General features: G+C 66.0%; 31 protein-coding genes. 2 read left to right on the forward strand and 29 right to left on the reverse strand.

Annotated features, from left to right (window positions below; translation table 11 throughout):
- Positions 1-56: 56 nt before the first annotated feature.
- The 23 genes from P2Q00_RS27400 to rpsJ form a co-directional block, all read right to left on the reverse strand.
- Positions 57-719, reverse strand: a complete 663-nt coding sequence (locus P2Q00_RS27400) for an adenylate kinase (protein WP_275775511.1) — start codon at positions 717-719, stop codon at positions 57-59.
- The gene (secY, locus tag P2Q00_RS27405) at positions 719-2,032 is read right to left on the reverse strand and encodes a preprotein translocase subunit SecY (protein WP_275775513.1); all 1,314 of its coding nucleotides are present in this window, start codon (positions 2,030-2,032) and stop codon (positions 719-721) included. Before secY ends, P2Q00_RS27400 begins: the two co-directional genes overlap by 1 nt.
- A gap of 186 nt (positions 2,033-2,218) precedes the next feature.
- On the reverse strand, positions 2,219-2,674 hold the full coding sequence (gene rplO / locus P2Q00_RS27410; protein WP_003974249.1) for a 50S ribosomal protein L15: 456 nt from the start codon (positions 2,672-2,674) through the stop codon (positions 2,219-2,221).
- Positions 2,675-2,676: 2 nt separating this feature from the next.
- The gene (rpmD, locus tag P2Q00_RS27415; protein WP_129307387.1) at positions 2,677-2,859 is read right to left on the reverse strand and encodes a 50S ribosomal protein L30; all 183 of its coding nucleotides are present in this window, start codon (positions 2,857-2,859) and stop codon (positions 2,677-2,679) included.
- 2 nt (positions 2,860-2,861) lie between these two features.
- Positions 2,862-3,467: a 30S ribosomal protein S5 gene (gene rpsE / locus P2Q00_RS27420; RefSeq protein ID WP_019753099.1), complete on the reverse strand. Its 606-nt coding sequence runs from the start codon at positions 3,465-3,467 to the stop codon at positions 2,862-2,864.
- 36 nt (positions 3,468-3,503) lie between these two features.
- Positions 3,504-3,887: a 50S ribosomal protein L18 gene (gene rplR / locus P2Q00_RS27425; protein ID WP_007494754.1), complete on the reverse strand. Its 384-nt coding sequence runs from the start codon at positions 3,885-3,887 to the stop codon at positions 3,504-3,506.
- A gap of 3 nt (positions 3,888-3,890) precedes the next feature.
- On the reverse strand, positions 3,891-4,430 hold the full coding sequence (gene rplF, locus P2Q00_RS27430) for a 50S ribosomal protein L6 (RefSeq protein WP_275775517.1): 540 nt from the start codon (positions 4,428-4,430) through the stop codon (positions 3,891-3,893).
- A 24-nt stretch (positions 4,431-4,454) separates the two neighbouring features.
- Positions 4,455-4,853 (reverse strand): 30S ribosomal protein S8, encoded by a 399-nt coding sequence (gene rpsH, locus P2Q00_RS27435; protein WP_030930492.1) that lies wholly within the window; start codon positions 4,851-4,853, stop codon positions 4,455-4,457.
- 213 nt (positions 4,854-5,066) lie between these two features.
- Complete coding sequence (locus P2Q00_RS27440) at positions 5,067-5,252, reverse strand: type Z 30S ribosomal protein S14 (protein WP_003948630.1); 186 nt, start codon at positions 5,250-5,252, stop codon at positions 5,067-5,069.
- A 5-nt stretch (positions 5,253-5,257) separates the two neighbouring features.
- Entirely contained in the window at positions 5,258-5,815 is a 558-nt protein-coding gene (gene rplE / locus P2Q00_RS27445; RefSeq protein WP_007384074.1) for a 50S ribosomal protein L5, read from the reverse strand.
- A complete protein-coding gene (gene rplX / locus P2Q00_RS27450; RefSeq protein WP_018543913.1) occupies positions 5,815-6,138 on the reverse strand; it encodes a 50S ribosomal protein L24 in 324 nt (107 codons plus the stop codon). Before rplX ends, rplE begins: the two co-directional genes overlap by 1 nt.
- A 2-nt stretch (positions 6,139-6,140) precedes the next feature.
- Complete coding sequence (rplN, locus tag P2Q00_RS27455) at positions 6,141-6,509, reverse strand: 50S ribosomal protein L14 (RefSeq protein ID WP_003998823.1); 369 nt, start codon at positions 6,507-6,509, stop codon at positions 6,141-6,143.
- Positions 6,510-6,618: 109 nt separating this feature from the next.
- Positions 6,619-6,909 (reverse strand): 30S ribosomal protein S17, encoded by a 291-nt coding sequence (gene rpsQ / locus P2Q00_RS27460; RefSeq protein WP_099930779.1) that lies wholly within the window; start codon positions 6,907-6,909, stop codon positions 6,619-6,621.
- Entirely contained in the window at positions 6,909-7,133 is a 225-nt protein-coding gene (rpmC, locus tag P2Q00_RS27465) for a 50S ribosomal protein L29 (protein WP_030671810.1), read from the reverse strand. The genes rpsQ and rpmC overlap by 1 nt, the downstream gene beginning before the upstream one ends.
- On the reverse strand, positions 7,133-7,552 hold the full coding sequence (gene rplP, locus P2Q00_RS27470) for a 50S ribosomal protein L16 (RefSeq protein WP_266958985.1): 420 nt from the start codon (positions 7,550-7,552) through the stop codon (positions 7,133-7,135). The genes rpmC and rplP overlap by 1 nt, the downstream gene beginning before the upstream one ends.
- Before the next feature lie 5 nt (positions 7,553-7,557).
- A complete protein-coding gene (rpsC, locus tag P2Q00_RS27475; RefSeq protein WP_266958983.1) occupies positions 7,558-8,385 on the reverse strand; it encodes a 30S ribosomal protein S3 in 828 nt (275 codons plus the stop codon).
- Positions 8,385-8,732 (reverse strand): 50S ribosomal protein L22, encoded by a 348-nt coding sequence (gene rplV, locus P2Q00_RS27480; protein WP_003974262.1) that lies wholly within the window; start codon positions 8,730-8,732, stop codon positions 8,385-8,387. The genes rpsC and rplV overlap by 1 nt, the downstream gene beginning before the upstream one ends.
- Positions 8,733-8,776: 44 nt before the next feature.
- Positions 8,777-9,058 (reverse strand): 30S ribosomal protein S19, encoded by a 282-nt coding sequence (gene rpsS, locus P2Q00_RS27485; protein WP_275775525.1) that lies wholly within the window; start codon positions 9,056-9,058, stop codon positions 8,777-8,779.
- Between the two features lie 12 nt (positions 9,059-9,070).
- Positions 9,071-9,907 carry a 50S ribosomal protein L2 gene (gene rplB, locus P2Q00_RS27490; RefSeq protein WP_275775526.1) on the reverse strand — a complete coding sequence of 279 codons (837 nt, stop codon included), beginning with the start codon at positions 9,905-9,907 and terminating at the stop codon, positions 9,071-9,073.
- A 38-nt stretch (positions 9,908-9,945) separates the two neighbouring features.
- Positions 9,946-10,365, reverse strand: a complete 420-nt coding sequence (rplW, locus tag P2Q00_RS27495) for a 50S ribosomal protein L23 (protein WP_030930522.1) — start codon at positions 10,363-10,365, stop codon at positions 9,946-9,948.
- Complete coding sequence (gene rplD / locus P2Q00_RS27500) at positions 10,365-11,021, reverse strand: 50S ribosomal protein L4 (RefSeq protein WP_275775528.1); 657 nt, start codon at positions 11,019-11,021, stop codon at positions 10,365-10,367. Before rplD ends, rplW begins: the two co-directional genes overlap by 1 nt.
- Before the next feature lie 7 nt (positions 11,022-11,028).
- Positions 11,029-11,673, reverse strand: a complete 645-nt coding sequence (gene rplC / locus P2Q00_RS27505; protein ID WP_053753931.1) for a 50S ribosomal protein L3 — start codon at positions 11,671-11,673, stop codon at positions 11,029-11,031.
- 17 nt (positions 11,674-11,690) lie between these two features.
- Positions 11,691-11,999 (reverse strand): 30S ribosomal protein S10, encoded by a 309-nt coding sequence (gene rpsJ, locus P2Q00_RS27510; RefSeq protein WP_003948644.1) that lies wholly within the window; start codon positions 11,997-11,999, stop codon positions 11,691-11,693.
- A 596-nt stretch (positions 12,000-12,595) separates the two neighbouring features.
- Between rpsJ and P2Q00_RS27515 the strand changes: the two genes are divergently transcribed.
- Together P2Q00_RS27515 and P2Q00_RS27520 are read left to right on the forward strand one after the other, a co-directional pair.
- Positions 12,596-13,768: a right-handed parallel beta-helix repeat-containing protein gene (locus tag P2Q00_RS27515; protein ID WP_338059346.1), complete on the forward strand. Its 1,173-nt coding sequence runs from the start codon at positions 12,596-12,598 to the stop codon at positions 13,766-13,768.
- 122 nt (positions 13,769-13,890) lie between these two features.
- The gene (locus P2Q00_RS27520) at positions 13,891-15,258 is read left to right on the forward strand and encodes a S41 family peptidase (protein ID WP_275775531.1); all 1,368 of its coding nucleotides are present in this window, start codon (positions 13,891-13,893) and stop codon (positions 15,256-15,258) included.
- Positions 15,259-15,339: 81 nt separating this feature from the next.
- Here the strand turns inward: P2Q00_RS27520 and P2Q00_RS27525 are convergent, their stop codons facing one another.
- The 6 genes from P2Q00_RS27525 to P2Q00_RS27550 all read right to left on the reverse strand — a co-directional run bounded on the left by P2Q00_RS27525 (position 15,340) and on the right by P2Q00_RS27550 (position 22,067).
- A complete protein-coding gene (locus tag P2Q00_RS27525) occupies positions 15,340-16,482 on the reverse strand; it encodes an acyltransferase family protein (protein WP_275775532.1) in 1,143 nt (380 codons plus the stop codon).
- A 276-nt stretch (positions 16,483-16,758) separates the two neighbouring features.
- Complete coding sequence (gene tuf, locus P2Q00_RS27530) at positions 16,759-17,952, reverse strand: elongation factor Tu (protein WP_275775534.1); 1,194 nt, start codon at positions 17,950-17,952, stop codon at positions 16,759-16,761.
- 179 nt (positions 17,953-18,131) lie between these two features.
- A complete protein-coding gene (gene fusA, locus P2Q00_RS27535; RefSeq protein ID WP_275775536.1) occupies positions 18,132-20,258 on the reverse strand; it encodes an elongation factor G in 2,127 nt (708 codons plus the stop codon).
- A gap of 39 nt (positions 20,259-20,297) precedes the next feature.
- On the reverse strand, positions 20,298-20,768 hold the full coding sequence (gene rpsG / locus P2Q00_RS27540; protein ID WP_003992340.1) for a 30S ribosomal protein S7: 471 nt from the start codon (positions 20,766-20,768) through the stop codon (positions 20,298-20,300).
- 2 nt (positions 20,769-20,770) lie between these two features.
- A complete protein-coding gene (rpsL, locus tag P2Q00_RS27545; RefSeq protein WP_003948652.1) occupies positions 20,771-21,142 on the reverse strand; it encodes a 30S ribosomal protein S12 in 372 nt (123 codons plus the stop codon).
- Between the two features lie 331 nt (positions 21,143-21,473).
- Positions 21,474-22,067: a DUF1707 and DUF4190 domain-containing protein gene (locus P2Q00_RS27550; RefSeq protein ID WP_425579601.1), complete on the reverse strand. Its 594-nt coding sequence runs from the start codon at positions 22,065-22,067 to the stop codon at positions 21,474-21,476.
- Between the last annotated feature and the right edge of the window lie 79 nt (positions 22,068-22,146).

The raw sequence follows: 22,146 nt of genomic DNA on the forward strand, positions 1-22,146 counted from the left end.
TACAACAGTACGGCCGTGACGCCCCTCGGGGTGCCACGGCCGTAACTGGCTGACGGCTACTTGCCGTCGTCCTCGCGCTTGAGGGCTTCCAGCGCCCGCTGCGTGACCTCGGCCACCGGGCCCAGGGACGAGATCGTGACGACCAGGCCCTGCGACTTGTAGTAGTCGATGATCGGCTCGGTCTGTGTGTGGTAGACCTCGAGCCGGGTGCGGACGGTGTCCTCGGAGTCGTCGTCGCGCTGGTACAGCTCGCCGCCGCAGACGTCGCAGACGCCTTCCTTCTTCGCCGGGCTGTACGTCACATGGAAGACGTGCGCCGAGTCGTTGCGGCAGATGCGCCGGCCGGCGATCCGCTTGACGACCTCTTCCTCGGGGACCTCGAGGTCGAGTACCGCGTCCAGCTTGATGCCCTCGGTCTTGAGCAGCTCGTCCAGCGCCTCGGCCTGCGAGACATTGCGCGGGAAACCGTCGAGCAGGAAGCCGTTCTCCGCGTCCGGCTGCTCCATGCGGTCCTTGGCCATCGCGATGGTGACCTCGTCGGGGACGAGGTTGCCGGCGTCCATATAGGACTTCGCGAGTTTCCCGAGTTCTGTCTGCTGGCTGATGTTGGCGCGGAACAGGTCGCCCGTGGAGATGTGCGGAACGCGCAGCTTGTCGGCAAGGCGAGTGGCCTGCGTGCCCTTCCCTGCACCCGGCGGCCCGACGAGGACGATTCGCATCAGCGGAGGAACCCTTCGTAATTGCGCTGCTGAAGCTGGCTCTCAATCTGCTTCACCGTTTCGAGGCCAACACCCACGATGATCAGGATGCTGGTACCACCGAACGGGAAGTTCTGGCTTGCCCCGAAGCCAACCAACGCCATCGTCGGTACGAGAGCGATCAGACCCAGATACAGCGAACCCGGCCAGGTGATCCGGTTGAGTACGTAGCTCAGGTACTCAGCGGTCGGTCGGCCAGCCCGGATGCCCGGGATGAAGCCACCATACTTCTTCATGTTGTCGGCGACTTCCTCGGGGTTGAAGGAGATCGCCACATAGAAGAACGCGAAGAAAACGATCAGCAGGAAGTACGTGGTGACATAGACCGGGTGATCACCCTTGGTCAGGTTGTTCTGGACCCACGTCTTCCAGCCGGAATTGCCGCCCGAGAACTGGGCGATCAGGCTCGGAATGTAGAGCAGCGAAGAGGCGAAGATCACGGGGATGACACCCGCCTGATTGACCTTCAGCGGGATGTACGTGGACGTACCACCGTACGACCGGCGTCCGATCATGCGCTTCGCGTACTGCACCGGGATCCGTCGCTGGGCCTGCTCGACGAAGACGACCAGGCCGACCATGACCAGACCGACGGCGATCACCGTGCCGAACTCGATCCAGCCGCCGGCGAGCTTGCCCTGGAGCTTGATCGTCCACAGCGCGCTCGGGAAGGTCGCGGCGATCGAGATGAACATCAGGATCGACATGCCGTTGCCGATGCCGCGGTCGGTGATGAGCTCACCGAGCCACATGACGACACAGGTGCCGGCCGTCATCGTGATGACCATCGTGATCGTGGTGAAGATCGACTGGTCCGGCACGATCTGCGACGCCACGGGGCAGCCGGTGAAGAGGGCGCCGCTGCGCGCGGTGGCCACCAGACCGGTGCCCTGCAGGATCGCGAGCGCCACCGTCAGATAGCGGGTGTACTGCGTGATCTTCGCCGTACCGGCCTGTCCCTCCTTCTTGAGGGCTTCCAGGCGCGGGATGACGACGGTCAGCAGCTGAAGAATGATGCTCGCCGTGATGTACGGCATGATGCCGAGCGCGAAAAGGGTGATCTGGAGCAGCGCGCCGCCACTGAACATGTTGATCAGACTGAACAGGCCGCGGTTCGAGCTGGCCACATCCATGCACTGCTGGACGTTCTTGTAGTCGACGCCCGGGATCGGAACGTGCGTACCGACGCGATACACCACGATGATGGCGAGCGTGAAGAGCAGCTTCTTGCGCAGGTCGGGCGTCCTGAACGCCCGGGCGAACGCGGTGAGCACGGTGCCTCCTGCGACCCCCGCGCAACTGCGTCAAGGGTGACGGTCTTGAGGTTCACGGATACAAAAAAGAACAGTGCAGGCTACCTTACCGGCGGCACGGCTCCCCTTGGAACGACCGACCGGGGATACCTCATTGTGAGGTATCCCCGGTCGGGACTTCTTACGTCATCGAGACGTCCGAAAAATTCAGACGAGCTCGGTGACGGTGCCGCCGGCGGCGGTGATCTTCTCCTTGGCGGAGCCGGAGACGGCGTCGACCGTCACCTGCAGCGCCACGGAGATCTCACCCTGGCCGAGGACCTTGACGAGGCTGTTCTTGCGAACGGCACCCTTGGCCACCAGACCCTCGACGGTGACCTCGCCACCCTCGGGGTAGAGCGCGGCCAGCTTGTCGAGGTTCACGACCTGGAACTCGGTCTTGAACGGGTTCTTGAAGCCCTTCAGCTTCGGAAGACGCATGTGGAGGGGCATCTGCCCACCCTCGAAGCGCTCCGGAACCTGGTAGCGGGCCTTCGTGCCCTTGGTACCACGACCGGCCGTCTTACCCTTCGACGCCTCACCACGACCGACACGGGTCTTGGCGGTCTTGGCGCCCGGGGCGGGACGGAGGTTGTGGATCTTGAGCGGGTTGTTCTCCGCCATGATCAGTCGACCTCCTCGACCGTCACGAGGTGACGGACATGGCGCACCATGCCGCGGAACTCGGGGCGGTCCTCCTTGACGACCTGCGTGTTGATGCCCTTGAGACCAAGGGAGCGCAGGGTGTCACGGTGGTTCTGCTTGCTGCCGATGTAGGACTTGACCTGCGTAATCTTGAGCTGCGCCATGATTACGCACCCGCCCCGGCACGCGCACGGAGAAGAGCCGCGGGGGCGACGTCCTCGAGGGGCAGACCACGGCGGGCCGCGATCTCCTCGGGACGCTGCAGACCCTTCAGGGCCTCCACGGTCGCGTGCACGATGTTGATCGCGTTGTCGGAGCCGAGCGACTTCGACAGCACGTCGTGGATACCGGCGCACTCGAGCACGGCACGCACCGGGCCACCGGCGATAACACCGGTACCGGGGGACGCGGGCTTGAGCAGGACAACGCCGGCAGCCTTCTCACCCTGGATCGGGTGCGGGATGGTGCCCTGGATACGGGGGACCTTGAAGAAGTGCTTCTTGGCCTCCTCAACACCCTTGGCGATGGCGGCCGGCACCTCCTTGGCCTTGCCGTAACCGACACCCACGGTGCCGTCACCGTCGCCCACCACGACCAGCGCGGTGAAGCTGAAGCGACGACCACCCTTCACAACCTTGGCGACACGGTTGATCGCGACGACACGCTCAACGTAAGCGGTCTTCTCGGCGGCAGCTGCGCCGCCGTCACGACCCTTACGGTCCCGCCGCTCGCCGCCACCGGCACCGCTTCCACGGCGCTGGGGTCCAGCCATTGGATTACCTCTCTCTTTCCGCTAGCTACGAGCGGCTCAGAACTTGAGCCCGGCTTCGCGGGCGGCGTCCGCCAGGGCGGCGATGCGCCCGGCGTACTGGTTGCCACCACGGTCGAATACGACGGCCTCGACACCGGCGGCCTTGGCGCGCTCGGCGACCAGGGCACCGACCTGCTTGGCCTGCGCGGACTTGTCGCCCTCGCCACCGCGGATCGAGGTGTCCAGGGTGGACGCCGACGCCAGGGTGTGACCCTTGATGTCGTCGATCACCTGGGCCACGATGTGGCGGTTGGAGCGGGTAACGACCAGACGCGGACGCTCCGCCGTTCCGTTGATGTGCTTACGGATCCGGATGTGGCGGCGCTTGATCGCGGCGCGCTTGTAGGCGTCGCCCTTGAGGATCTTCTGTCCGTATGCCATGGCTTACTTACCCGCCTTTCCGACCTTGCGGCGGATGACTTCGCCCTCGTACTTGACGCCCTTGGCCTTGTACGGGTCGGGCTTGCGCAGCTTGCGGATGTTGGCCGCAACCTCGCCGACCTTCTGCTTGTCGATGCCCTCGACCGAGAACCGGGTGGGGGCCTCCACCTTGAAGGTGATGCCCTCGGGGGCCTCGACGGTGATCGGGTGGCTGTAGCCGAGAGCGAACTCGAGGTTCGAACCCTTGGCGGTCACTCGGTAACCGACACCGCTGATCTCGAGCTTCTTCACGTAACCCTGGGTCACGCCGGTGATCATGTTCGCCACCAGCGTGCGGGACAGGCCGTGCAGGGCCTTGTTCTGACGCTCGTCGTTGGGGCGGGTGACGCTGAGCACGCCGTCCTCACCCTTGGCGATGTCGATCGGCGAAGCGACGGTGTGGGTCAGCGTGCCCTTGGGGCCCTTGACCGAGACCGTACGGCCGTCGATGGTGACGTCCACGCCGGCGGGAACCGTGATGGGGAGCTTGCCAATACGCGACATAGCTGTTTCCTCCGTTCCCTTCCGCTACCAGACGTAGGCGAGGACTTCCCCACCCACGCCCTTCTTGCCGGCCTGCTTGTCGGTCAGGAGACCGTGCGACGTGGAGATGATCGCCACGCCGAGGCCACCGAGGACCTTGGGCAGGTTGGTGGACTTCGCGTACACCCGGAGACCGGGCTTGGAGATCCGCTTGATGCCCGCGATGGAGCGCTCACGGTTCGGGCCGAACTTCAGCTCGAGAACGAGGTTCTTGCCGACCTCGGCGTCCTCGACCTTCCAGCCCGTGATGAAGCCCTCCTGCTGGAGGATCTCCGCGATGTGCGACTTGATCTTCGATGCCGGCATCGACACGGAGTCGTGGTATGCCGAGTTCGCGTTCCGCAGACGCGTAAGCATGTCTGCGATCGGATCAGTCATGGTCATGAATTGGCCTTCGGCCTCTCTCGCCGGGGTTTCCTGGTGCGCCATCCCTCTCCCCGATCCGAGACGGGGCGGGTGCGGCACGGTGGACCTACGGCGTAGTAAGTCGTAAAGGCGACCGTCAGGCGCCCAACCCTCCAAGCCTAAGCCATGGAAGGGAGGGCGCCTGACACGCCCATTGCTTACCGAGAGCCCTTGGAATCCCTAAAAGGGGGATTACCAGGAGCTCTTGGTCACGCCCGGCAGCTCGCCACGGTGAGCCATCTCACGAAGGCACACGCGGCACAGGCCGAACTTGCGGTACACGGAGTGCGGACGGCCGCAGCGCTGGCAGCGCGTGTAGCCACGCACACCGAACTTGGGCTTGCGAGCAGCCTTGGCAATCAGAGCCTTCTTCGCCATCTCGCTCACGCCTCCTTGAACGGGAAGCCGAGGTGACGAAGGAGCGCGCGGCCCTCAGCGTCGTTGGTCGCCGTGGTGACCACGGTGATGTCCATACCCCGGGTACGGTCGATCTTGTCCTGGTCGATCTCGTGGAACATGACCTGCTCCGTGAGACCGAAGGTGTAGTTGCCACGGCCGTCGAACTGCTTGGGGGACAGACCACGGAAGTCGCGGATGCGCGGGAGCGCGAGCGACAGGGTGCGGTCCAGGAACTCCCACATGCGGTCGCCACGGAGCGTGACGTGGGCACCGATCGGCTGACCCTCACGCAGCTTGAACTGCGCGATGGACTTGCGGGCCTTGGTGACGGCCGGCTTCTGACCGGTGATCGTGGTGAGGTCGCGGATGGCGCCATCGATCAGCTTGGAGTCGCGGGCGGCGTCGCCCACACCCATGTTGACCACGATCTTGACGAGGCCGGGGATCTGCATGACGTTCTCGTACTTGAACTCGTCACGCAGCTTGCCCGCGATCTCCTCGCGGTACTTCGTCTTGAGACGCGGAGTGGTGGTGGTAGCCATCAGATGTCCTCACCCGTCCGCTTGGCAACGCGGATCTTGTTGCCCTCGTCGTCGAAGCGGTAACCGACACGCGTGACGACCTTGTTGCCGTCCTTCTCAACGACCAGCTGGACGTTGGAGACGTGGATCGGCGCCTCGGTCGTGACGATGCCGCCGGCCTGCGAACCGCTGGCGGTCGGACCGGCCTTGGTGTGCTTCTTGACCCGGTTGACACCCTCGACCAGGACACGCTCGTCGCGCGGGTAAGCGGCAATGACCTTGCCCTGCTTGCCCTTGTCCTTGCCGGTGATGACCTGGACCAGGTCGCCCTTCTTGATCTTCATGCTTACAGCACCTCCGGAGCCAGCGAGATGATCTTCATGAACTTCTTCTCGCGCAGCTCACGCCCGACCGGGCCGAAGATGCGGGTGCCGCGAGGGTCGCCGTCGTTCTTCAGAATGACGGCGGCGTTCTCGTCGAAGCGGATGTACGAGCCGTCCGGACGGCGGCGCTCCTTGACGGTGCGAACGATGACCGCCTTGACGACGTCACCCTTCTTCACGTTGCCACCGGGGATCGCGTCCTTGACGGTGGCGACGATGACGTCACCGATGCCCGCGTAGCGGCGACCGGAGCCACCGAGCACACGGATGCAAAGGATTTCCTTCGCACCAGTGTTGTCGGCGACGCGCAGTCGCGACTCCTGCTGGATCACGTCTATCTCCTGTTTGTCTGCCGGTTCCCGGCAGGGGCCCTATCCCTTACGGGAGTTGAGCCCCTGCCGAGCCTGGCGGAACTGTCCTGCGGGATTACCCCCGCAGGAATTACTTGGCCTTCTCGAGGATCTCGACGACGCGCCAGCGCTTCGTCGCGGACAGCGGCCGGGTCTCCGCGAGGAGGACACGGTCGCCGACGCCCGCGGCGTTCTGCTCGTCGTGCGCCTTGAGCTTGTTCGTACGGCGGATGACCTTGCCGTACAGCGCGTGCTTCACGCGGTCCTCGACAGCGACGACGACGGTCTTGTCCATCTTGTCGCTGACGACGAGACCCTCACGGGTCTTGCGGGCGCCACGTGCCTCGGTCGTCTGCTCTTCAGTCACATTGCTCTCGCTCATCAGGCGTTCTCCACCGTTTCGATGCCCAGCTCACGCTCGCGCATCAGGGTGTAGATCCGCGCGATGTCCTTGCGGACCGCCTTCAGACGGCCGTGGTTCTCGAGCTGACCAGTCGCCGCCTGGAAGCGGAGGTTGAACAGCTCTTCCTTGGCTTCGCGGAGCTTGTTCAGCAGCTCCTCGTCACCCAGCTCGCGCAGCTCGGACGCCTTGGTACCGGCCGACATCACGCTTCACCTGCCTCGCGCTTGACGATCCGGCACTTCATCGGCAGCTTGTGCGCTGCACGAGTGAGGGCCTCACGCGCAATCTTCTCGTTGGGGTACGACAGCTCGAACATCACGCGTCCGGGCTTGACGTTGGCGATCCACCACTCCGGGGAACCCTTACCGGAACCCATGCGGGTCTCGGCAGGCTTCTTGGTGAGGGGACGGTCCGGGTAGATGTTGATCCAGACCTTGCCACCACGCTTGATGTGACGCGTCATGGCGATACGAGCGGCCTCGATCTGACGGTTCGTCACGTAGGCCGGGGTGAGCGCCTGGATGCCGTACTCGCCGAACGCAACCTGCGTGCCACCCTTGGCAGCGCCGCTGCGTCCCGGGTGGTGCTGCTTGCGGTGCTTGACCCTACGGGGGATCAGCATGTCGGTCAGGCCTCCGTTCCGGTGCTCTCAGCCGGAGCGGCGGCGGGAGCCTCGGCCTTGGGGGCCTCGGCGCCTGCAGCCTGCTGCGGCTTGCGACCGCGCCCGCCACGCTCGCCGCCACGGCCACCACGGGCCGGGCGGTCGGCGCCACCACGGGCCGGGCGGTTACCCGCACGGGCCGCAGCGTTCTCGGCGCGGACCTCGGCGATGTTCTTGACGTCGCCCTTGTAGATCCAGACCTTCACACCGATACGGCCGAAGGTCGTCTTGGCCTCGAAGAAGCCGTAGTCCACGTTCGCGCGGAGCGTGTGCAGGGGCACACGGCCCTCGCGGTAGAACTCCGAGCGGGACATCTCGGCGCCGCCGAGGCGGCCACCGCACTGGATCTTGATGCCCTTGGCGCCGGCCTTCATCGCCGACTGCATGCTCTTACGCATGGCGCGGCGGAAGGAGACGCGGGAGGAGAGCTGCTCGGCGACGGCCTGAGCAACCAGCTGAGCGTCCGTCTCGGGGTTCTTGACCTCGAGGATGTTCAGCTGGACCTGCTTGCCCGTGAGCTTCTCGAGGTCACCGCGGATGCGGTCGGCCTCGGCGCCACGGCGGCCGATGACGATGCCCGGACGAGCGGTGTGGATGTCCACACGCACGCGGTCACGGGTGCGCTCGATCTCCACCTTCGAGATGCCGGCGCGCTCCATGCCGGACGTCATCATCCGACGGATGGCGACGTCTTCCTTGACGTAGTCCTTGTACAGCTTGTCGGCGTACCAACGGGACTTGAAGTCCGTGGTGATGCCGAGCCGGAACCCATGCGGGTTAACCTTCTGGCCCATTACCGGGTTCCTTCCTTGCTGCTGACGACCACGGTGATGTGGCTGGTCCGCTTGCGGATCCGGTAGGCACGGCCCTGGGCGCGCGGCCGGAACCGCTTCAGGGTCGGGCCCTCGTCGACGTACGCCTCGGAGATGAAGAGGCTGTCGGCGTCGGTGTGGTCGTAGTTGTGCGCGGCGTTGGCGATGGCGCTGTCGAGCACCTTGCCGACGGGCACGGAGGCTGCCTGCGGAGCGAATCGCAGAACAGCCTGAGCCTCCGTGGCGTCCATGCCACGGATAAGGTCCACCACGCGGCGGGCCTTCATGGGCGTAACGCGGATGTACCGCGCCTGGGCCCTGGCTTCCATGGTTGTCCCTCTCAGTTACTTACGTGTCTGAATGCGATCCGCTACTAGCGGCGCTTCGACTTCCGGTCGTCCTTGACGTGGCCCCGGAAGGTGCGCGTCGGCGAGAACTCGCCGAGCTTGTGGCCGACCATCGACTCGGTGACGAACACCGGGATGTGGGTCTTGCCGTTGTGCACCGCGATCGTGTGGCCGAGCATGGCCGGGACGATCATCGAGCGACGGGACCAGGTCTTGATGACGTTCTTGGAACCGGCTTCGTTCTGGGCGTCCACCTTCTTTACGAGGTGGTCGTCGACGAAGGGCCCCTTCTTGAGACTGCGCGGCATCTAAACCCGCTCCTAGCGCTTCTTGTTCGTCTTGCGGCGGCGGACGATGTACTTGTTCGAAGCCTTCTTCGGCGAACGAGTACGACCTTCCTTCTGACCCCAGGGGCTGACCGGGTGGCGACCACCGGAGGTCTTGCCCTCACCACCACCGTGCGGGTGGTCAACCGGGTTCATCGCCACACCGCGAACGGTCGGGCGGACGCCCAGCCAGCGCTTGCGGCCGGCCTTGCCCCAGTTGATGTTGCTCTGCTCGGCGTTGCCGACCTCGCCGACCGTGGCGCGGCAGCGCTGGTCGACCAGGCGGATCTCACCGGACGGCATACGAAGGTGGGCCATCGTGCCCTCCTTCGCGAGCAGCTGCACGGAGGCACCGGCGGAGCGGGCGAACTTGGCGCCACCGCCCGGACGAAGCTCCACGGAGTGGATCGTCGTACCGACGGGGATGTTGCGCAGCGCCAGGTTGTTGCCGGGCTTGATGTCGGCGCCCGGACCGTTCTCGATCCGGTCGCCCTGGTTCAGGCCCTTCGGCGCCAGGATGTAGCGCTTCTCGCCGTCCACGTAGTGGAGCAGCGCGATGCGCGCGGTGCGGTTGGGGTCGTACTCGATGTGCGCGACCTTCGCCGGCACGCCGTCCTTGTCGTGACGACGGAAGTCGATCACTCGGTAGGCGCGCTTGTGTCCGCCACCCTGGTGGCGAACGGTCACACGACCGGCGTTGTTACGGCCGCCCTTGCTGTGCAGCGGGCGGACCAGCGACTTCTCCGGCGTGGACCGCGTGACCTCGACGAAGTCGGCGACGCTGGAGCCACGGCGGCCCGGCGTAGTCGGCTTGTACTTGCGGATTCCCATTTCTCAGTCCTCGTCCGATATCGGACGATCCGACCCGCTTACGCGGTCGGACCGCCGAAGATGTCGATACGGTCGCCCTCGGCGAGGGTCACGATCGCGCGCTTGGTCGCCGCACGCTGGCCGAAGCCGGTGCGGGTCCGCTTGCGCTTGCCGATGCGGTTGATCGTGTTGACCCCGGTGACCTTGACCGAGAAGACCGCCTGGACGGCCTGCTTGATCTGGGTCTTGTTGGCACTCGGGTCGACGATGAACGTGTACTTGTTCTCGTCGAGAAGCGCGTAGCTCTTCTCGGAGACGACCGGCTTCAGCAGGACGTCACGGGGGTCCGTGTACGACTTGCTCAGCGGCGTCTCGACGGTGTTCTTGCCCTCGGCCTCGTGGCGACGCGCCTTGGCGACGCGCGCGGCCTTGGCGGCCTTGGCCGCCTTGGAGGCAATGCTGGGGTGACGCGTAGCCATCAGGCTTCGCTCCCTTCGGTGTCAGCGGCCTTGGGGCCAGACACGAAGGACTCGAAAGCGGCCTGGGTGAAGACCACGTCGTCCGAGACGAGAACGTCGTACGTGTTCAGCTGGCCCGGCTCCAGGATGTGGACCTGGGGCAGGTTGCGGGCGGACAGCCACGCGGCCTCGTCGGCGCGCTCGACGACCAGGAGCAGGTTCTTGCGCTCCGAGATCTTGCCGAACAGCGTCCGGGCGGCCTTCGTCGACGGGTTCTCACCCTCGATGACGCCGGAGACGACGTGGATGCGGTTGTGGCGGGCCCGGTCGGTGAGGGCGTGGCGCAGGGCCGCGGCCTTCATCTTCTTGGGGGTCCGCTGCGAGTAGTCACGCGGCTGCGGGCCGTGGACGACGCCACCGCCGGCGAACTGCGGCGCACGGGTCGAGCCCTGACGGGCGCGGCCGGTGCCCTTCTGGCGGTACGGCTTCTTGCCGCCACCACGGACTTCACCGCGACGCTTGGTCTTGTGCGTGCCCTGGCGGGCAGCGGCGTTCTGCGCGACGACGACCTGGTGAAGCAGCGGGATGCTGATCTTCTCCACGCCGAAGATCTCCGCGGGGAGCTCGACGCTACCGGTCTTCTCGCCCGCAGGCGAAAGGATGTCAACAGTGCTCATCGGTACCTCAGGCCCCCTTGGCCGCGGTGCGGACCAGGACGAGGCCGCCGTTCGGACCGGGAACCGCGCCCTTGATGAGCAGCAGACCCTTCTCCGCGTCAACGGCGTGGACGGTCAGGTTCTGGGTGGTGACACGCTCGTTGCCCATGCGACCCGCCATGCGGAGGCCCTTGAACACACGGCCCGGGGTGGCGCAGCCACCGATGGAGCCGGGAGAGCGGTGCTTGCGCTGGGTGCCGTGTCCGGCGCCGAGGCCCTTGAAGTTGTGACGCTTCATGACACCGGCGAAGCCCTTGCCCTTGCTCTTGCCGGTCACGTCGACCTTGATGCCGGCCTCGAACACCTCGGCGGTGATCTCCTGGCCGAGGGTGTACTCGCTGGCGTCAGCGGTACGGATCTCGACGAGGTGGCGGCGGGGAGTGACGTCGGCCTTGGCGAAGTGGCCCTTGAGGGGCTTGTTCACCTTGCGCGGGTCGATCTCGCCGAAGGCGATCTGGACCGACTCGTAGCCGTCGCTGTCGTTCGTACGCACCTGGGTGACGACGTTCGGGCCGGCCTTGACGACGGTGACCGGAACAACACGGTTGTTCTCGTCCCACACCTGCGTCATGCCGAGCTTCTCGCCCAGGATGCCCTTGATCTGCTTAGCCATTCTCAGATCACCGACCCTCAGAGCTTGATCTCGATGTCGACACCGGCCGGGAGGTCGAGTCGCATCAGAGAGTCAACGGTCTTGGGCGTCGGGTCGAGGATGTCGATCAGGCGCTTGTGCGTGCGCATCTCGAAGTGCTCGCGCGAGTCCTTGTACTTGTGCGGCGACTTGATGACGCAGTACACGTTCTTCTCAGTGGGCAGCGGCACCGGGCCCGCGACCGACGCACCAGTGCGGGTCACCGTCTCGACGATCTTCTTCGCCGAGGAGTCGATGACCTCGTGGTCGTAGGCCTTGAGCCGGATGCGGATCTTCTGTCCCGCCATGGCTACTCAGTAGTCCTGTCTCTTTTACAGCTCTGGAACCCGGTGGTTCCGTACCCTTCTCCTCCGACCCACGCGGTCGGGTGTGTCGCGCTCTCACCGACACAGATGTCCCTTGTTCGAACATCCCTGCCGGGAAAACACGGCCCTTCCGGAACCGCAAGCCGAGGACGAGAAGTCCACCGGGTGCCTGGTCGGTGCCGCACTGACACTTCCCGGAAGATTCCCGTACGTCCGCCCCAGTGCTGCCTTACGGCAGTTAGGGCGACGAGTACTGTGGGACTCGCTTCCGGTCCTCCCGGCGGGAGGCGCGCAGCATCAACACTCGACCGAGCAACTCCGACAGTCTGCCATATGGGGCAGGGGCCTGGCCAATCGAGCCGGAGAGAATACCCCCGGAGTGACGCAGGTCAAACACGCGCCCTAGTCGCACACCTGACACCCCCTCATGCGTGTTCATGTCCGTGAATAAGAATCAAGTACCGATCTATTGACGCGTCCATAGCAAGCGCTTACGTTCCCGGTTGAGCACGACGGAAAGCGCTTTCCCTGCACGGCATCCGGCACCCCTGGTCACGGACGAACCCGGAGGCACCACCATGCAAGTGAGACCCGTCATCGCGTGTGTCAGCCTGCTGTCCGGCGCGCTCGTCGCGCTGTCCGGCACCCCGGCGCAGGCCGCGAGCGCCACGCAGTACGTGTCGCCGAGCGGCACCGCCGGCGCGGCCGGCACACAGTCCGCCCCGACCACGCTCGCCACGGCGATCAGCCGCATCGCATCCGGCGGCACCATCTACCTGCGCGGCGGGACGTACAACTACTCGTCGACGGTCACGATCCCGGCCGGCAGCAACGGCACCTCGAGCGCCCGTACCACCCTGTCCGCCTACCCGGGCGAGACCCCGGTGCTCAACTTCTCGGCGCAGAGCGAGAGTTCGTCGAACCGCGGGCTCCAGCTGAACGCCGATTACTGGCACGTCAACGGCCTCACCGTCGAGCACGCCGGCGACAACGGGATCTACGTCGGCGGCAGCAACAACGTCATCGAGCGCACGGTGACGGCGTACAACCGCGACACGGGCCTGCAGCTCGGCCGGATCTCCTCCAGCACCCCCAGCAGCCAGTGGCCGTCGAACAACCTGATCGTGAGCTCGGAGTCGCACGACAACGAGGACTCCGGCGGCGAGAACGCCGACGGTTTCGCCTCGAAGCTCACCACCGGCACCGGGAACGTCTTCCGTTACGACGTCTCCCACAACAACATCGACGACGGCTGGGACCTCTACACCAAGACCGACACGGGCGCCATCGGCCCGGTGACCATCGAGTACTCCCTCTCCTACGGCAACGGCACCCTCACCGACGGCACCCAGAACGCGAACGGCGACCGCAACGGCTACAAGCTCGGCGGCGACGACATCGCGGTCAACCATGTGGTCCGGCACGACATCGCGTACGGCAACGGCCATCACGGGTTCACGTACAACAGCAACCCGGGCACGATGGCCGTCTCGAACAACGTCGGCATCGACAACGCCGAGCGCAACTTCTCGTTCGACAAGGGGACGTCCGTGTTCCGGACGAACACCTCGTGCCGCTTCAACGTCAGCGGCTCGAACGACAAGACCGTCGGCGACGCCGACAGCTCCAACCAGTTCTACAGCGGCACGAACGGCTCCCGGTGCTCCTCCTACAGTGGCGCCCTCGGCTGGTCCTTCGCCTCGGACGGCCACCTCGCCGTGACCTTCGGCGGCAAGGTTGTGACGCCGTGACCAGGGGTTTCTGACTTCCCTGGGGCTTCCCCCACCCCGATACACCGGCTTGCCGGATGGTCCGGGGGAAGCCGCCCCGGCCACGGTGGTTGCACACCTTGCACCCACCGGAAGGACTGCTCGTGCGCATCGTCACGGCCACCGCCGTCATCCTGACCCTGGCGGCGGGAGCCGCACCGACCGCCGTGGCCGACGCCGGCGAACCCGGCACCGACGGCCTGTGGCGCATGGACGGCTACGGAACCGTCCTCGCCCTCGGCCACGGGGTCTACCAGGAGTACCAGACCACCGCGGTGAGCTGCCTCAAGGGCGACTCGGCGCGGCAGACGGGCCCGGGGACGTACACGGCCGACGGCACCGTGCTGACCGTACGTCTCGGGCGGGATCGCGATCATGCGCAGCTGTCGGCGGACAGTTCCGTGGGCCACCGGCAGCTGCGGCGGATCGGGGCGCTGCCCGAGGAGTGCACCCGGCGGACGCCCACGGACCCCCGTACCGCCTTCGACGTCTTCTGGCAGTCCTTCGAGGAGAACTACCCCTTCTTCGCCGCCAAGGGCATCGACTGGCATGCCGTGCGCGACCGTTACCGGTCGCTGGTCCACAAGGACACAACCCGCTCGGAGCTCTTCGACGTCTTCAGCCGCATGGTCGCCCCGCTCCACGACGCCCATGTCGCCGTACAGGACGGCAAGCGCGTCTTCGCCCAGGGCCGACCCGGCACCGAGATGCCCTCGGACACGCTGGACGCCAGGGTCAAGAAGTTCATCGTCGGGCGCGACCTCAAGGACGCCCCCTACCGACGGGACTTCGCCGCCGGCCGCATCACCTACGCCGACCTCCCCGACGGCGGCCCCGGCTACCTGCGCATCTCCGGCTTCGGCGGATACACGACCGCCGACCGCGGCTCGTACGCCGCCAACCTGGCCGAGCTCGACAAGGCACTCGACACCGTCCTCACCGCCGACCGCAGCCGCCGCCTGCCGGGCCTGATCATCGACCTGCGCATCAACGGCGGCGGCTCCGACGCCCTCGGCATCCACATCGCCGAGCGCCTCACCGACCGGCCCTACATCGCCTACGCCAAGCGCGCCCGCAACGACCCCGCCGACCCGACCCGGCACACCCGCCCCGAGCCGGTACCCGTGGTCCCCGCCCACGCGCCCCGCTACACCGGCCCCGTCGCCGTCCTGACCGGCGGCTCCACGGTGAGCGCGGGCGAGACGTTCACCCAGGCCCTCATAGACCGCCCCGGCAGGACGGTACGCATCGGACAGGCCACGCAGGGCGTCTTCTCGGACGTCATGACCCGCAAACTGCCGGACGGCATGACCGCCTGGCTGCCCAACGAGGAGTTCCTGACCCGCACCGGCCACACCTTCGACGGCACAGGTATTCCGCCACAGATCACCGAACCGGTCTTCACAAAGGAGGAGTTCACCAATAACAGGGACTCGGCATTCAACCGAGCGGTGACCCTGCTGCGCCCCTGAGGGGCGCGGGGAACTGCGCGACCAGCCACGAAGCGCCTGCAGACGACCAACGACCAATCGCGGCACTTCCCAGGGGGCAAGCTAAGCGCCGGCGTGCCGCAGGCGCGCAAACGACGCATCCAGCCCCCGCTTCAGCACCCGCGCCGCAGGCCGTTCCACCAACCGGTGAACAAGCCAGCTCAGCACCAGGAACCCGCCGATCACGCCGGCCACCAGCAACCGGGGATCCATCGTGCCGTGCAGCCGCCCGATCAACGTCGTACCGGCCACATAGTGGATCAAGTACAACGGATACGTCAGGCTGCCCGCAGTCACCAGCCACTTCCACCGGACCCGGTCCGTCGCGCCCAGCGCGATCGCGACCATGACCAGCAGGAACACGGTGTAGATCACCATGCTCCCCCGCCACCCGGAGACATGCTCGGTGTTGTCGATCCGCAGGCCCAGCTCCCGCTGCCCCATCAGCCACGCCATCGCGAGGATCCCCCACAGCAGCAGGTCCTGGCCGAAGCGGTGCATGAGGTAGAGGGCGAGGCCGGCGATGAAGAACCAGGCACCCTCCGGGTTGGCGGCCAGCGTCAGGAGGTGGAACTTCGCCACCGGCGCGAGCATCGCGGCCGCGCCCCACACACAGCAGAAGATCACGACCTTGCGGTACGTCAGCCCGGTGGCGACGACCACCATGAAGAGCAGATAGAAGCGCAGCTCCGACCAGAGCGTCCAGTAGACGCCGTCGACGCTCGCCACGCCCGAACCCGACTGCAGCATCGTGAAGTTGAGCAGAATGTCGCGCAGCTTCAGCCGGTCCCAGACCCCCGGCGCCACCACCAGCACGGCCGTGGTGAAGGCGATACCGAACCAGTACGCCGGATACAGGCGGATCACCCGGGAGACGAAGAAGTCCCGCGGGGTACGCCCCCAGCAGGACATGCAGATCACGAAGCCGCTGATCACGAAGAAGATCTCGACGCCGATCCAGCCGTAGGCGGCGAAGTGGAAGACCGTCGGCATGATGTCGGAGACCGGCCGATCCCAGACGGCGTTGGCCGGCTGGTCGACGCGCCAGCTGCCGGCGTAGTGGTGCACGGCCACCATCAGGGCGGCGACGAGGCGGATGCCGTCGATGGCGTACAGGCGAGGACGCTCGCGGCGGAACGGGGCCGCTTGACGGCGTACCTGCACCGCTCGCAACTGCTGCGTCGGCCGGTCGACCATCGTGGACATCAACGACCATCCCTGTCTCTGCCTGTTCCGACCCCTCACGCTAGGGGGTCACAACCGCCACACAGCGAACAGACAAGAACATTCTGGACATCGGAAACGGGGAGTTGGTCCAACCCTCTACGGGTGATCTCGCAAGGTTCGCCGAGACTTCACCGGGCGACCGTCGGCCCTCTCGACGCGGGACGGTCGCGGAGCAAGCGAAAGGGCCCGTACGACCGAAGTCGTACGGGCCCCTTCAGGAGCTCGCGCTGGAGCTACCAGGTCAAGCCAACAAGCTTACTTGTTGATCTTGGTGACCTGGCCGGCGCCGACCGTCCGGCCACCCTCACGGATGGCGAACTTCAGGCCCTCTTCCATGGCGACGGGCTGGATGAGCTCCACCTTCATCTCGGTGTTGTCACCCGGCATGACCATCTCGGTGCCCTCGGGGAGGGTCACGACGCCGGTCACGTCCGTCGTACGGAAGTAGAACTGCGGACGGTAGTTGTTGAAGAAGGGGGTGTGACGGCCACCCTCGTCCTTCGACAGGATGTAGGCCTGGGCCTCGAACTCGGTGTGCGGGGTGACCGAACCGGGCTTGATGATGACCTGGCCGCGCTCGACGTCCTCGCGCTTGATGCCACGGAGGAGCAGACCGACGTTCTCACCGGCCTGGCCCTCGTCGAGCAGCTTGCGGAACATCTCGATGCCGGTGACCGTGGTGGTGGTCTTCTCCTGCTTGATGCCCACGATGTCGACGGTCTCGTTGACCTTGAGGACACCACGCTCGATACGGCCGGTGACGACCGTACCGCGACCGGTGATCGTGAAGACGTCCTCGATCGGCATCAGGAACGGCTTGTCGACGTCACGCTCGGGCTGCGGGATGTTCTCGTCGACGGCCTTCATCAGGTCGAGGACGGACTGGCCCCACTCCTTGTCGCCCTCGAGGGCCTTGAGCGCCGAGACCTTGACGACCGGCAGGTCGTCGCCCGGGAACTCGTACTCGGAGAGCAGCTCGCGGACCTCGAGCTCGACGAGCTCCAGGATCTCCTCGTCGTCCACCATGTCGGCCTTGTTCAGGGCGACGACGATGTACGGAACGCCGACCTGGCGGGCCAGGAGCACGTGCTCCTTGGTCTGCGGCATCGGGCCGTCGGTGGCGGCGACCACGAGGATGGCACCGTCCATCTGCGCCGCACCCGTGATCATGTTCTTGATGTAGTCCGCGTGACCGGGGCAGTCGACGTGCGCGTAGTGACGCGTCTCCGTCTGGTACTCGACGTGCGCGATGGAGATGGTGATACCGCGCTGGCGCTCTTCGGGAGCCTTGTCGATCTGGTCGAACGCCGATGCCTCGTTCAGGTCCGGGAACGCGTCGTGCAGCACCTTGGTAATGGCGGCCGTGAGGGTCGTCTTACCGTGGTCGATGTGACCGATGGTGCCGATGTTGACGTGCGGCTTAGTCCGCTCGAACTTCGCCTTCGCCACTGGGGTCCTCCTGTGGAGTGGTTCTGGAACGCCTTGCTTCATCGGCGCCAGGTGATCTTTGCTGTTGGTGCCCGGGCCCCGGGGCACCACTCGCAAACGGTGACGAATGCGGGTGAATGCCCCGGCAGGCTCCGGAGTCAAGCCTAAAGCGTGTGAACGCAGCGCGTTAACGCAGTGCGTTACTCGCCCTTGGCCTTCGCGATGATCTCCTCGGCGACGTTCCGCGGAACCTCGGCGTAGGAGTCGAACTGCATCGAGTAGCTTGCGCGACCCGACGTCTTGCTGCGGAGGTCTCCGACGTAGCCGAACATCTCCGAGAGGGGCACGAGGCCCTTCACGACGCGGGCACCGGCCCGCTCCTCCATGGCCTGGATCTGGCCACGGCGGGAGTTGATGTCGCCGATGACCTCACCCATGTAGTCCTCGGGCGTGGTGACCTCGACGGCCATCATCGGCTCGAGCAGCACGGGGCTGGCCTTGCGCGCGGCCTCCTTGAAGGCCTGCGAACCGGCGATCTTGAAGGCGAGCTCGGAGGAGTCGACCTCGTGGTAGCCACCGTCGATGAGCGTGACGCGGACGCCCGTCATCTCGTAGCCCGCGAGGATGCCGAACTGCATGGCCTCCTGCGCACCGGCGTCCACCGAAGGGATGTACTCCTTCGGGATACGGCCACCGGTGACCTTGTTCACGAACTCGTACGACGCGTCGCCGCCCTCGATGGGCTCGATCGCGATCTGCACCTTGGCGAACTGACCGGTACCACCGGTCTGCTTCTTGTGGGTGTAGTCCACGCGCTCGACGGCCTTGCGGATCGTCTCGCGGTACGCGACCTGCGGCTTGCCGACGTTGGCCTCGACCTTGAACTCACGGCGCATACGGTCGACCAGCACCTCGAGGTGCAGCTCGCCCATACCACCGATGATGGTCTGGCCGGTCTCCTCGTCCGAGTGGACCTGGAAGGACGGGTCCTCCTCGGCCAGGCGCTGGATCGCGATGCCCAGCTTCTCCTGGTCGCCCTTCGACTTGGGCTCGATGGCGACCTGGATGACCGGCGCCGGGAAGTCCATGGACTCCAGGATCACCGGGGCCTTGTCGTCGCACAGCGTCTCACCGGTCGTGGTCTGCTTCAGACCCATCACGGCGACGATGTCGCCGGCGCCCACCGACTCGATCTCCTCACGCTTGTTCGCGTGCATGCGGTAGATCTTGCCGATGCGCTCCTTGCGGCCCTTGACGGAGTTCAGCACGGCCGTGCCGGACTCCAGGCGGCCCGAGTACACCCGGACGAAGGTGAGCTTGCCGAGGTGCGGGTCGCTCATGATCTTGAACGCCAGCGCCGACAGCGGCTCGTCGTCGGACGGCTTGCGCTTGACGACCGTCTCCGCGTCCTTGACGTCGTGGCCCTCGATGGCCTCGATGTCAACGGGAGAGGGCAGGTAGCGCACGACCGCGTCGAGCAGGGGCTGAACGCCCTTGTTCTTGAAGGCGGTGCCGCAGAACACCGGGGTGACCGTGATGTCCTTGGACTTGCCGGACGCGATGGTGATACGACGGATCGCGGCGTACAGCTGCTCCACGGAAGGCTCTTCGCCCTCCAGGTACAGCTCCATGATCTCTTCGTCGTTCTCGGCGACGGCCTCGACCAGCTTGCCGCGGTACTCCTCGGCAGCCTCGGCGTGCGTGGCCGGGATGTCGACGATGTCGTACATCTCGCCCTTGGTGGCCTCGGCGGACCACACGAACGCCTTCATCGTGACCAGGTCGACGACGCCCTTGAAGTCGGCCTCGGCACCGATCGGAAGCTGCATGACGATCGGCTGAGCGCCCAGGCGGTCAGAGATCATGTCGACGCAGCGGTGGAACTCGGCACCGGTCCGGTCGAGCTTGTTGACGAAGCAGATGCGGGGGACGCCGTAGCGGTCCGCCTGACGCCACACCGTCTCGGACTGGGGCTCAACGCCGGCGACGCCGTCGAACACCGTCACGGCACCGTCGAGCACGCGCAGGGAACGCTCCACCTCGACGGTGAAGTCGACGTGGCCCGGCGTGTCGATGATGTTGATGGTGTGGTCGACGTCTTCCAGCGGCCAGTGACAGGTGGTGGCAGCAGAGGTGATCGTGATGCCACGCTCCTGCTCCTGCTCCATCCAGTCCATGGTGGCAGCGCCGTCGTGGACCTCACCGATCTTGTAAGACACACCGGTGTAGAACAGGATCCGCTCGGTGGTGGTCGTCTTGCCCGCGTCGATGTGGGCCATGATCCCAATGTTGCGGACCTTGGCCAGGTCAAGTGAAGTGGTAGCCATAAGGCTTCAGTCTTCTCTCGGTCTCGATGTGGGTAGCGACTACCAGCGGTAGTGCGCGAAGGCCTTGTTGGACTCGGCCATCTTGTGCGTGTCCTCGCGCTTCTTCACAGCGGCACCAAGGCCGTTGGAGGCGTCGAGAAGCTCGTTGAGCAGACGCTCGGTCATGGTCTTCTCGCGACGGGCGCGGGAGTAACCGACCAGCCAGCGCAGCGCGAGCGTGTTGGCACGACCGGGCTTGACCTCGATCGGAACCTGGTACGTCGCACCACCGACACGGCGGGACTTGACCTCGAGGGTCGGCTTGATGTTCTCCAGCGCGCGCTTCAGCGTGATGATCGGGTCGTTGCCCGTCTTCTCACGCAGACCCTCCATGGCGCCGTAGACGATGCGCTCGGCGGTGGAGCGCTTGCCGTTCAGCAGCACCTTGTTGATGAGCGACGTGACCAGAGGGGAACCGTAGACCGGGTCGATGATGACCGGGCGCTTCGGGGCGGGGCCCTTACGAGGCATTTCTACTTCTCCTTCTTGGCGCCGTAGCGGGAACGGGCCTGCTTGCGGTTCTTGACACCCTGGGTGTCGAGGGAGCCACGGATGATCTTGTAGCGAACACCCGGCAGGTCCTTCACACGGCCGCCGCGCACGAGCACGATGGAGTGCTCCTGCAGGTTGTGTCCCTCACCCGGAATGTAAGCGGTGACCTCGATCCCGCTGGTCAGACGCACACGCGCGACCTTACGCAGGGCCGAGTTCGGCTTCTTCGGGGTGGTCGTGAACACACGCGTGCAGACGCCACGACGCTGAGGGGAACCCTCGAGTGCGGGCGTCTTGTTCTTCTCGACCTTGTCCTGCCGGCCCTTACGGACCAGCTGCTGGATCGTAGGCACTACTTCTCCGGTTTCTGTGTGCCGATAGGTGAAGCTAACCTGGAACGTCGCCGACCCACGCGGTCGGGTGTGTCGAATCCGGCAGACTCTCGCCGCGAAGCGAAAAGGGCGCAGATTACGGTGGCCAGTGACGGCTCGCCATGCGGTTGAAGGCACGCACGAGAGCCAGGGCACACCCCAGGCACAAGGTCTGAGCGTACCTACCTCATTCGCTGTGGTCAAAACAAATGGGCCGCGCCCGCATCGGCGTGCGGTGCATGTCAAGACCCTGTACCGTACGCGATCTTCGAATCCACGGTCCGCGATCCTCGGCGCCGGGGGTTCGCGCAGGTCAGCCGGAGGACGCCAGCCCCGCCGCGATGAGGACGGTGATGATCAGCGCCCATCCGGCCACCGACAGCCAGCCCAGGACCAACCCGGTCATCGCCAGCCCCTCGCCGCGCTCGCCGGTGCGCTGCATTTCGCTGCGGGCGGAGTGACCGAGGATGACCGCGGGTATGCCGGTGAGCCCGGCGGTGAACAGCGTGAGCAGCCCGCAGATCATGGAGCCGACAGCCTTGCCGTTCGTGGGCGGCGGCGCCGGCAGGAAGGTCGCGGGGACGGGCGGACCCGGCCGGGTGAACGGCACGGGACCCTGCGGCAGGTCGGCGACGAGCAGCGCCAGCTCTCCCACCGTGCGAGCAGCGTAGGCCCGTGCGACCCGCCGGTCGAACTCGTCCTTCTCCAGCCGCCCCTCCCCGTATCCCGCCCTGAGCACATCCACGGCCCGCTCGCGGTCGGCATGCGCGGCGAGCATGGACGGGCTGCTCTGCCCCTGCCACGGCTGCCCGAAGGCCTGCGCCGGCGGTGCGACCGGCTGCCACGACTGCGGCGGCTGCCCGAAACCCTGATGCCGCTGTGGGGCCTTCTCCCCCGGCTGCGGCACATCCTGCCCCGACTGCGGGACGTCCTGCGCCCGCAGCGGGTCACCCTGTCCGGACTGCCAGGGCTGCCATGACGGATTG

This window comes from Streptomyces coacervatus (assembly GCF_029223485.1).
Taxonomy (GTDB): Bacteria; Actinomycetota; Actinomycetes; order Streptomycetales; family Streptomycetaceae; genus Streptomyces; species Streptomyces coacervatus.

Coding starts and splice junctions, on each gene's coding strand:
- P2Q00_RS27400 (WP_275775511.1), bottom strand. CDS start 719: ATGCGAATCGTCCTCGTCGGGCCGCCGGGTGCAGGGAAGGGCACGCAG.
- rplO (WP_003974249.1), bottom strand. CDS start 2,674: ATGGCGGAGAACAACCCGCTCAAGATCCACAACCTCCGTCCCGCCCCG.
- rpmD (WP_129307387.1), bottom strand. CDS start 2,859: ATGGCGCAGCTCAAGATTACGCAGGTCAAGTCCTACATCGGCAGCAAG.
- rpsE (WP_019753099.1), bottom strand. CDS start 3,467: ATGGCTGGACCCCAGCGCCGTGGAAGCGGTGCCGGTGGCGGCGAGCGG.
- rplR (WP_007494754.1), bottom strand. CDS start 3,887: ATGGCATACGGACAGAAGATCCTCAAGGGCGACGCCTACAAGCGCGCC.
- rplF (WP_275775517.1), bottom strand. CDS start 4,430: ATGTCGCGTATTGGCAAGCTCCCCATCACGGTTCCCGCCGGCGTGGAC.
- rpsH (WP_030930492.1), bottom strand. CDS start 4,853: ATGACCATGACTGATCCGATCGCAGACATGCTTACGCGTCTGCGGAAC.
- P2Q00_RS27440 (WP_003948630.1), bottom strand. CDS start 5,252: ATGGCGAAGAAGGCTCTGATTGCCAAGGCTGCTCGCAAGCCCAAGTTC.
- rplE (WP_007384074.1), bottom strand. CDS start 5,815: ATGGCTACCACCACCACTCCGCGTCTCAAGACGAAGTACCGCGAGGAG.
- rplX (WP_018543913.1), bottom strand. CDS start 6,138: ATGAAGATCAAGAAGGGCGACCTGGTCCAGGTCATCACCGGCAAGGAC.
- rpsQ (WP_099930779.1), bottom strand. CDS start 6,909: ATGAGCGAGAGCAATGTGACTGAAGAGCAGACGACCGAGGCACGTGGC.
- rpmC (WP_030671810.1), bottom strand. CDS start 7,133: ATGTCGGCCGGTACCAAGGCGTCCGAGCTGCGCGAGCTGGGTGACGAG.
- rplP (WP_266958985.1), bottom strand. CDS start 7,552: ATGCTGATCCCCCGTAGGGTCAAGCACCGCAAGCAGCACCACCCGGGA.
- rpsC (WP_266958983.1), bottom strand. CDS start 8,385: ATGGGCCAGAAGGTTAACCCGCATGGGTTCCGGCTCGGCATCACCACG.
- rplV (WP_003974262.1), bottom strand. CDS start 8,732: ATGGAAGCCAGGGCCCAGGCGCGGTACATCCGCGTTACGCCCATGAAG.
- rpsS (WP_275775525.1), bottom strand. CDS start 9,058: ATGCCGCGCAGTCTCAAGAAGGGGCCCTTCGTCGACGACCACCTCGTA.
- rplB (WP_275775526.1), bottom strand. CDS start 9,907: ATGGGAATCCGCAAGTACAAGCCGACTACGCCGGGCCGCCGTGGCTCC.
- rplW (WP_030930522.1), bottom strand. CDS start 10,365: ATGGCTACGCGTCACCCCAGCATTGCCTCCAAGGCGGCCAAGGCCGCC.
- rplD (WP_275775528.1), bottom strand. CDS start 11,021: ATGAGCACTGTTGACATCCTTTCGCCTGCGGGCGAGAAGACCGGTAGC.
- rplC (WP_053753931.1), bottom strand. CDS start 11,673: ATGGCTAAGCAGATCAAGGGCATCCTGGGCGAGAAGCTCGGCATGACG.
- rpsJ (WP_003948644.1), bottom strand. CDS start 11,999: ATGGCGGGACAGAAGATCCGCATCCGGCTCAAGGCCTACGACCACGAG.
- P2Q00_RS27515 (WP_338059346.1), top strand. CDS start 12,596: ATGCAAGTGAGACCCGTCATCGCGTGTGTCAGCCTGCTGTCCGGCGCG.
- P2Q00_RS27525 (WP_275775532.1), bottom strand. CDS start 16,482: ATGTCCACGATGGTCGACCGGCCGACGCAGCAGTTGCGAGCGGTGCAG.
- fusA (WP_275775536.1), bottom strand. CDS start 20,258: ATGGCTACCACTTCACTTGACCTGGCCAAGGTCCGCAACATTGGGATC.
- rpsG (WP_003992340.1), bottom strand. CDS start 20,768: ATGCCTCGTAAGGGCCCCGCCCCGAAGCGCCCGGTCATCATCGACCCG.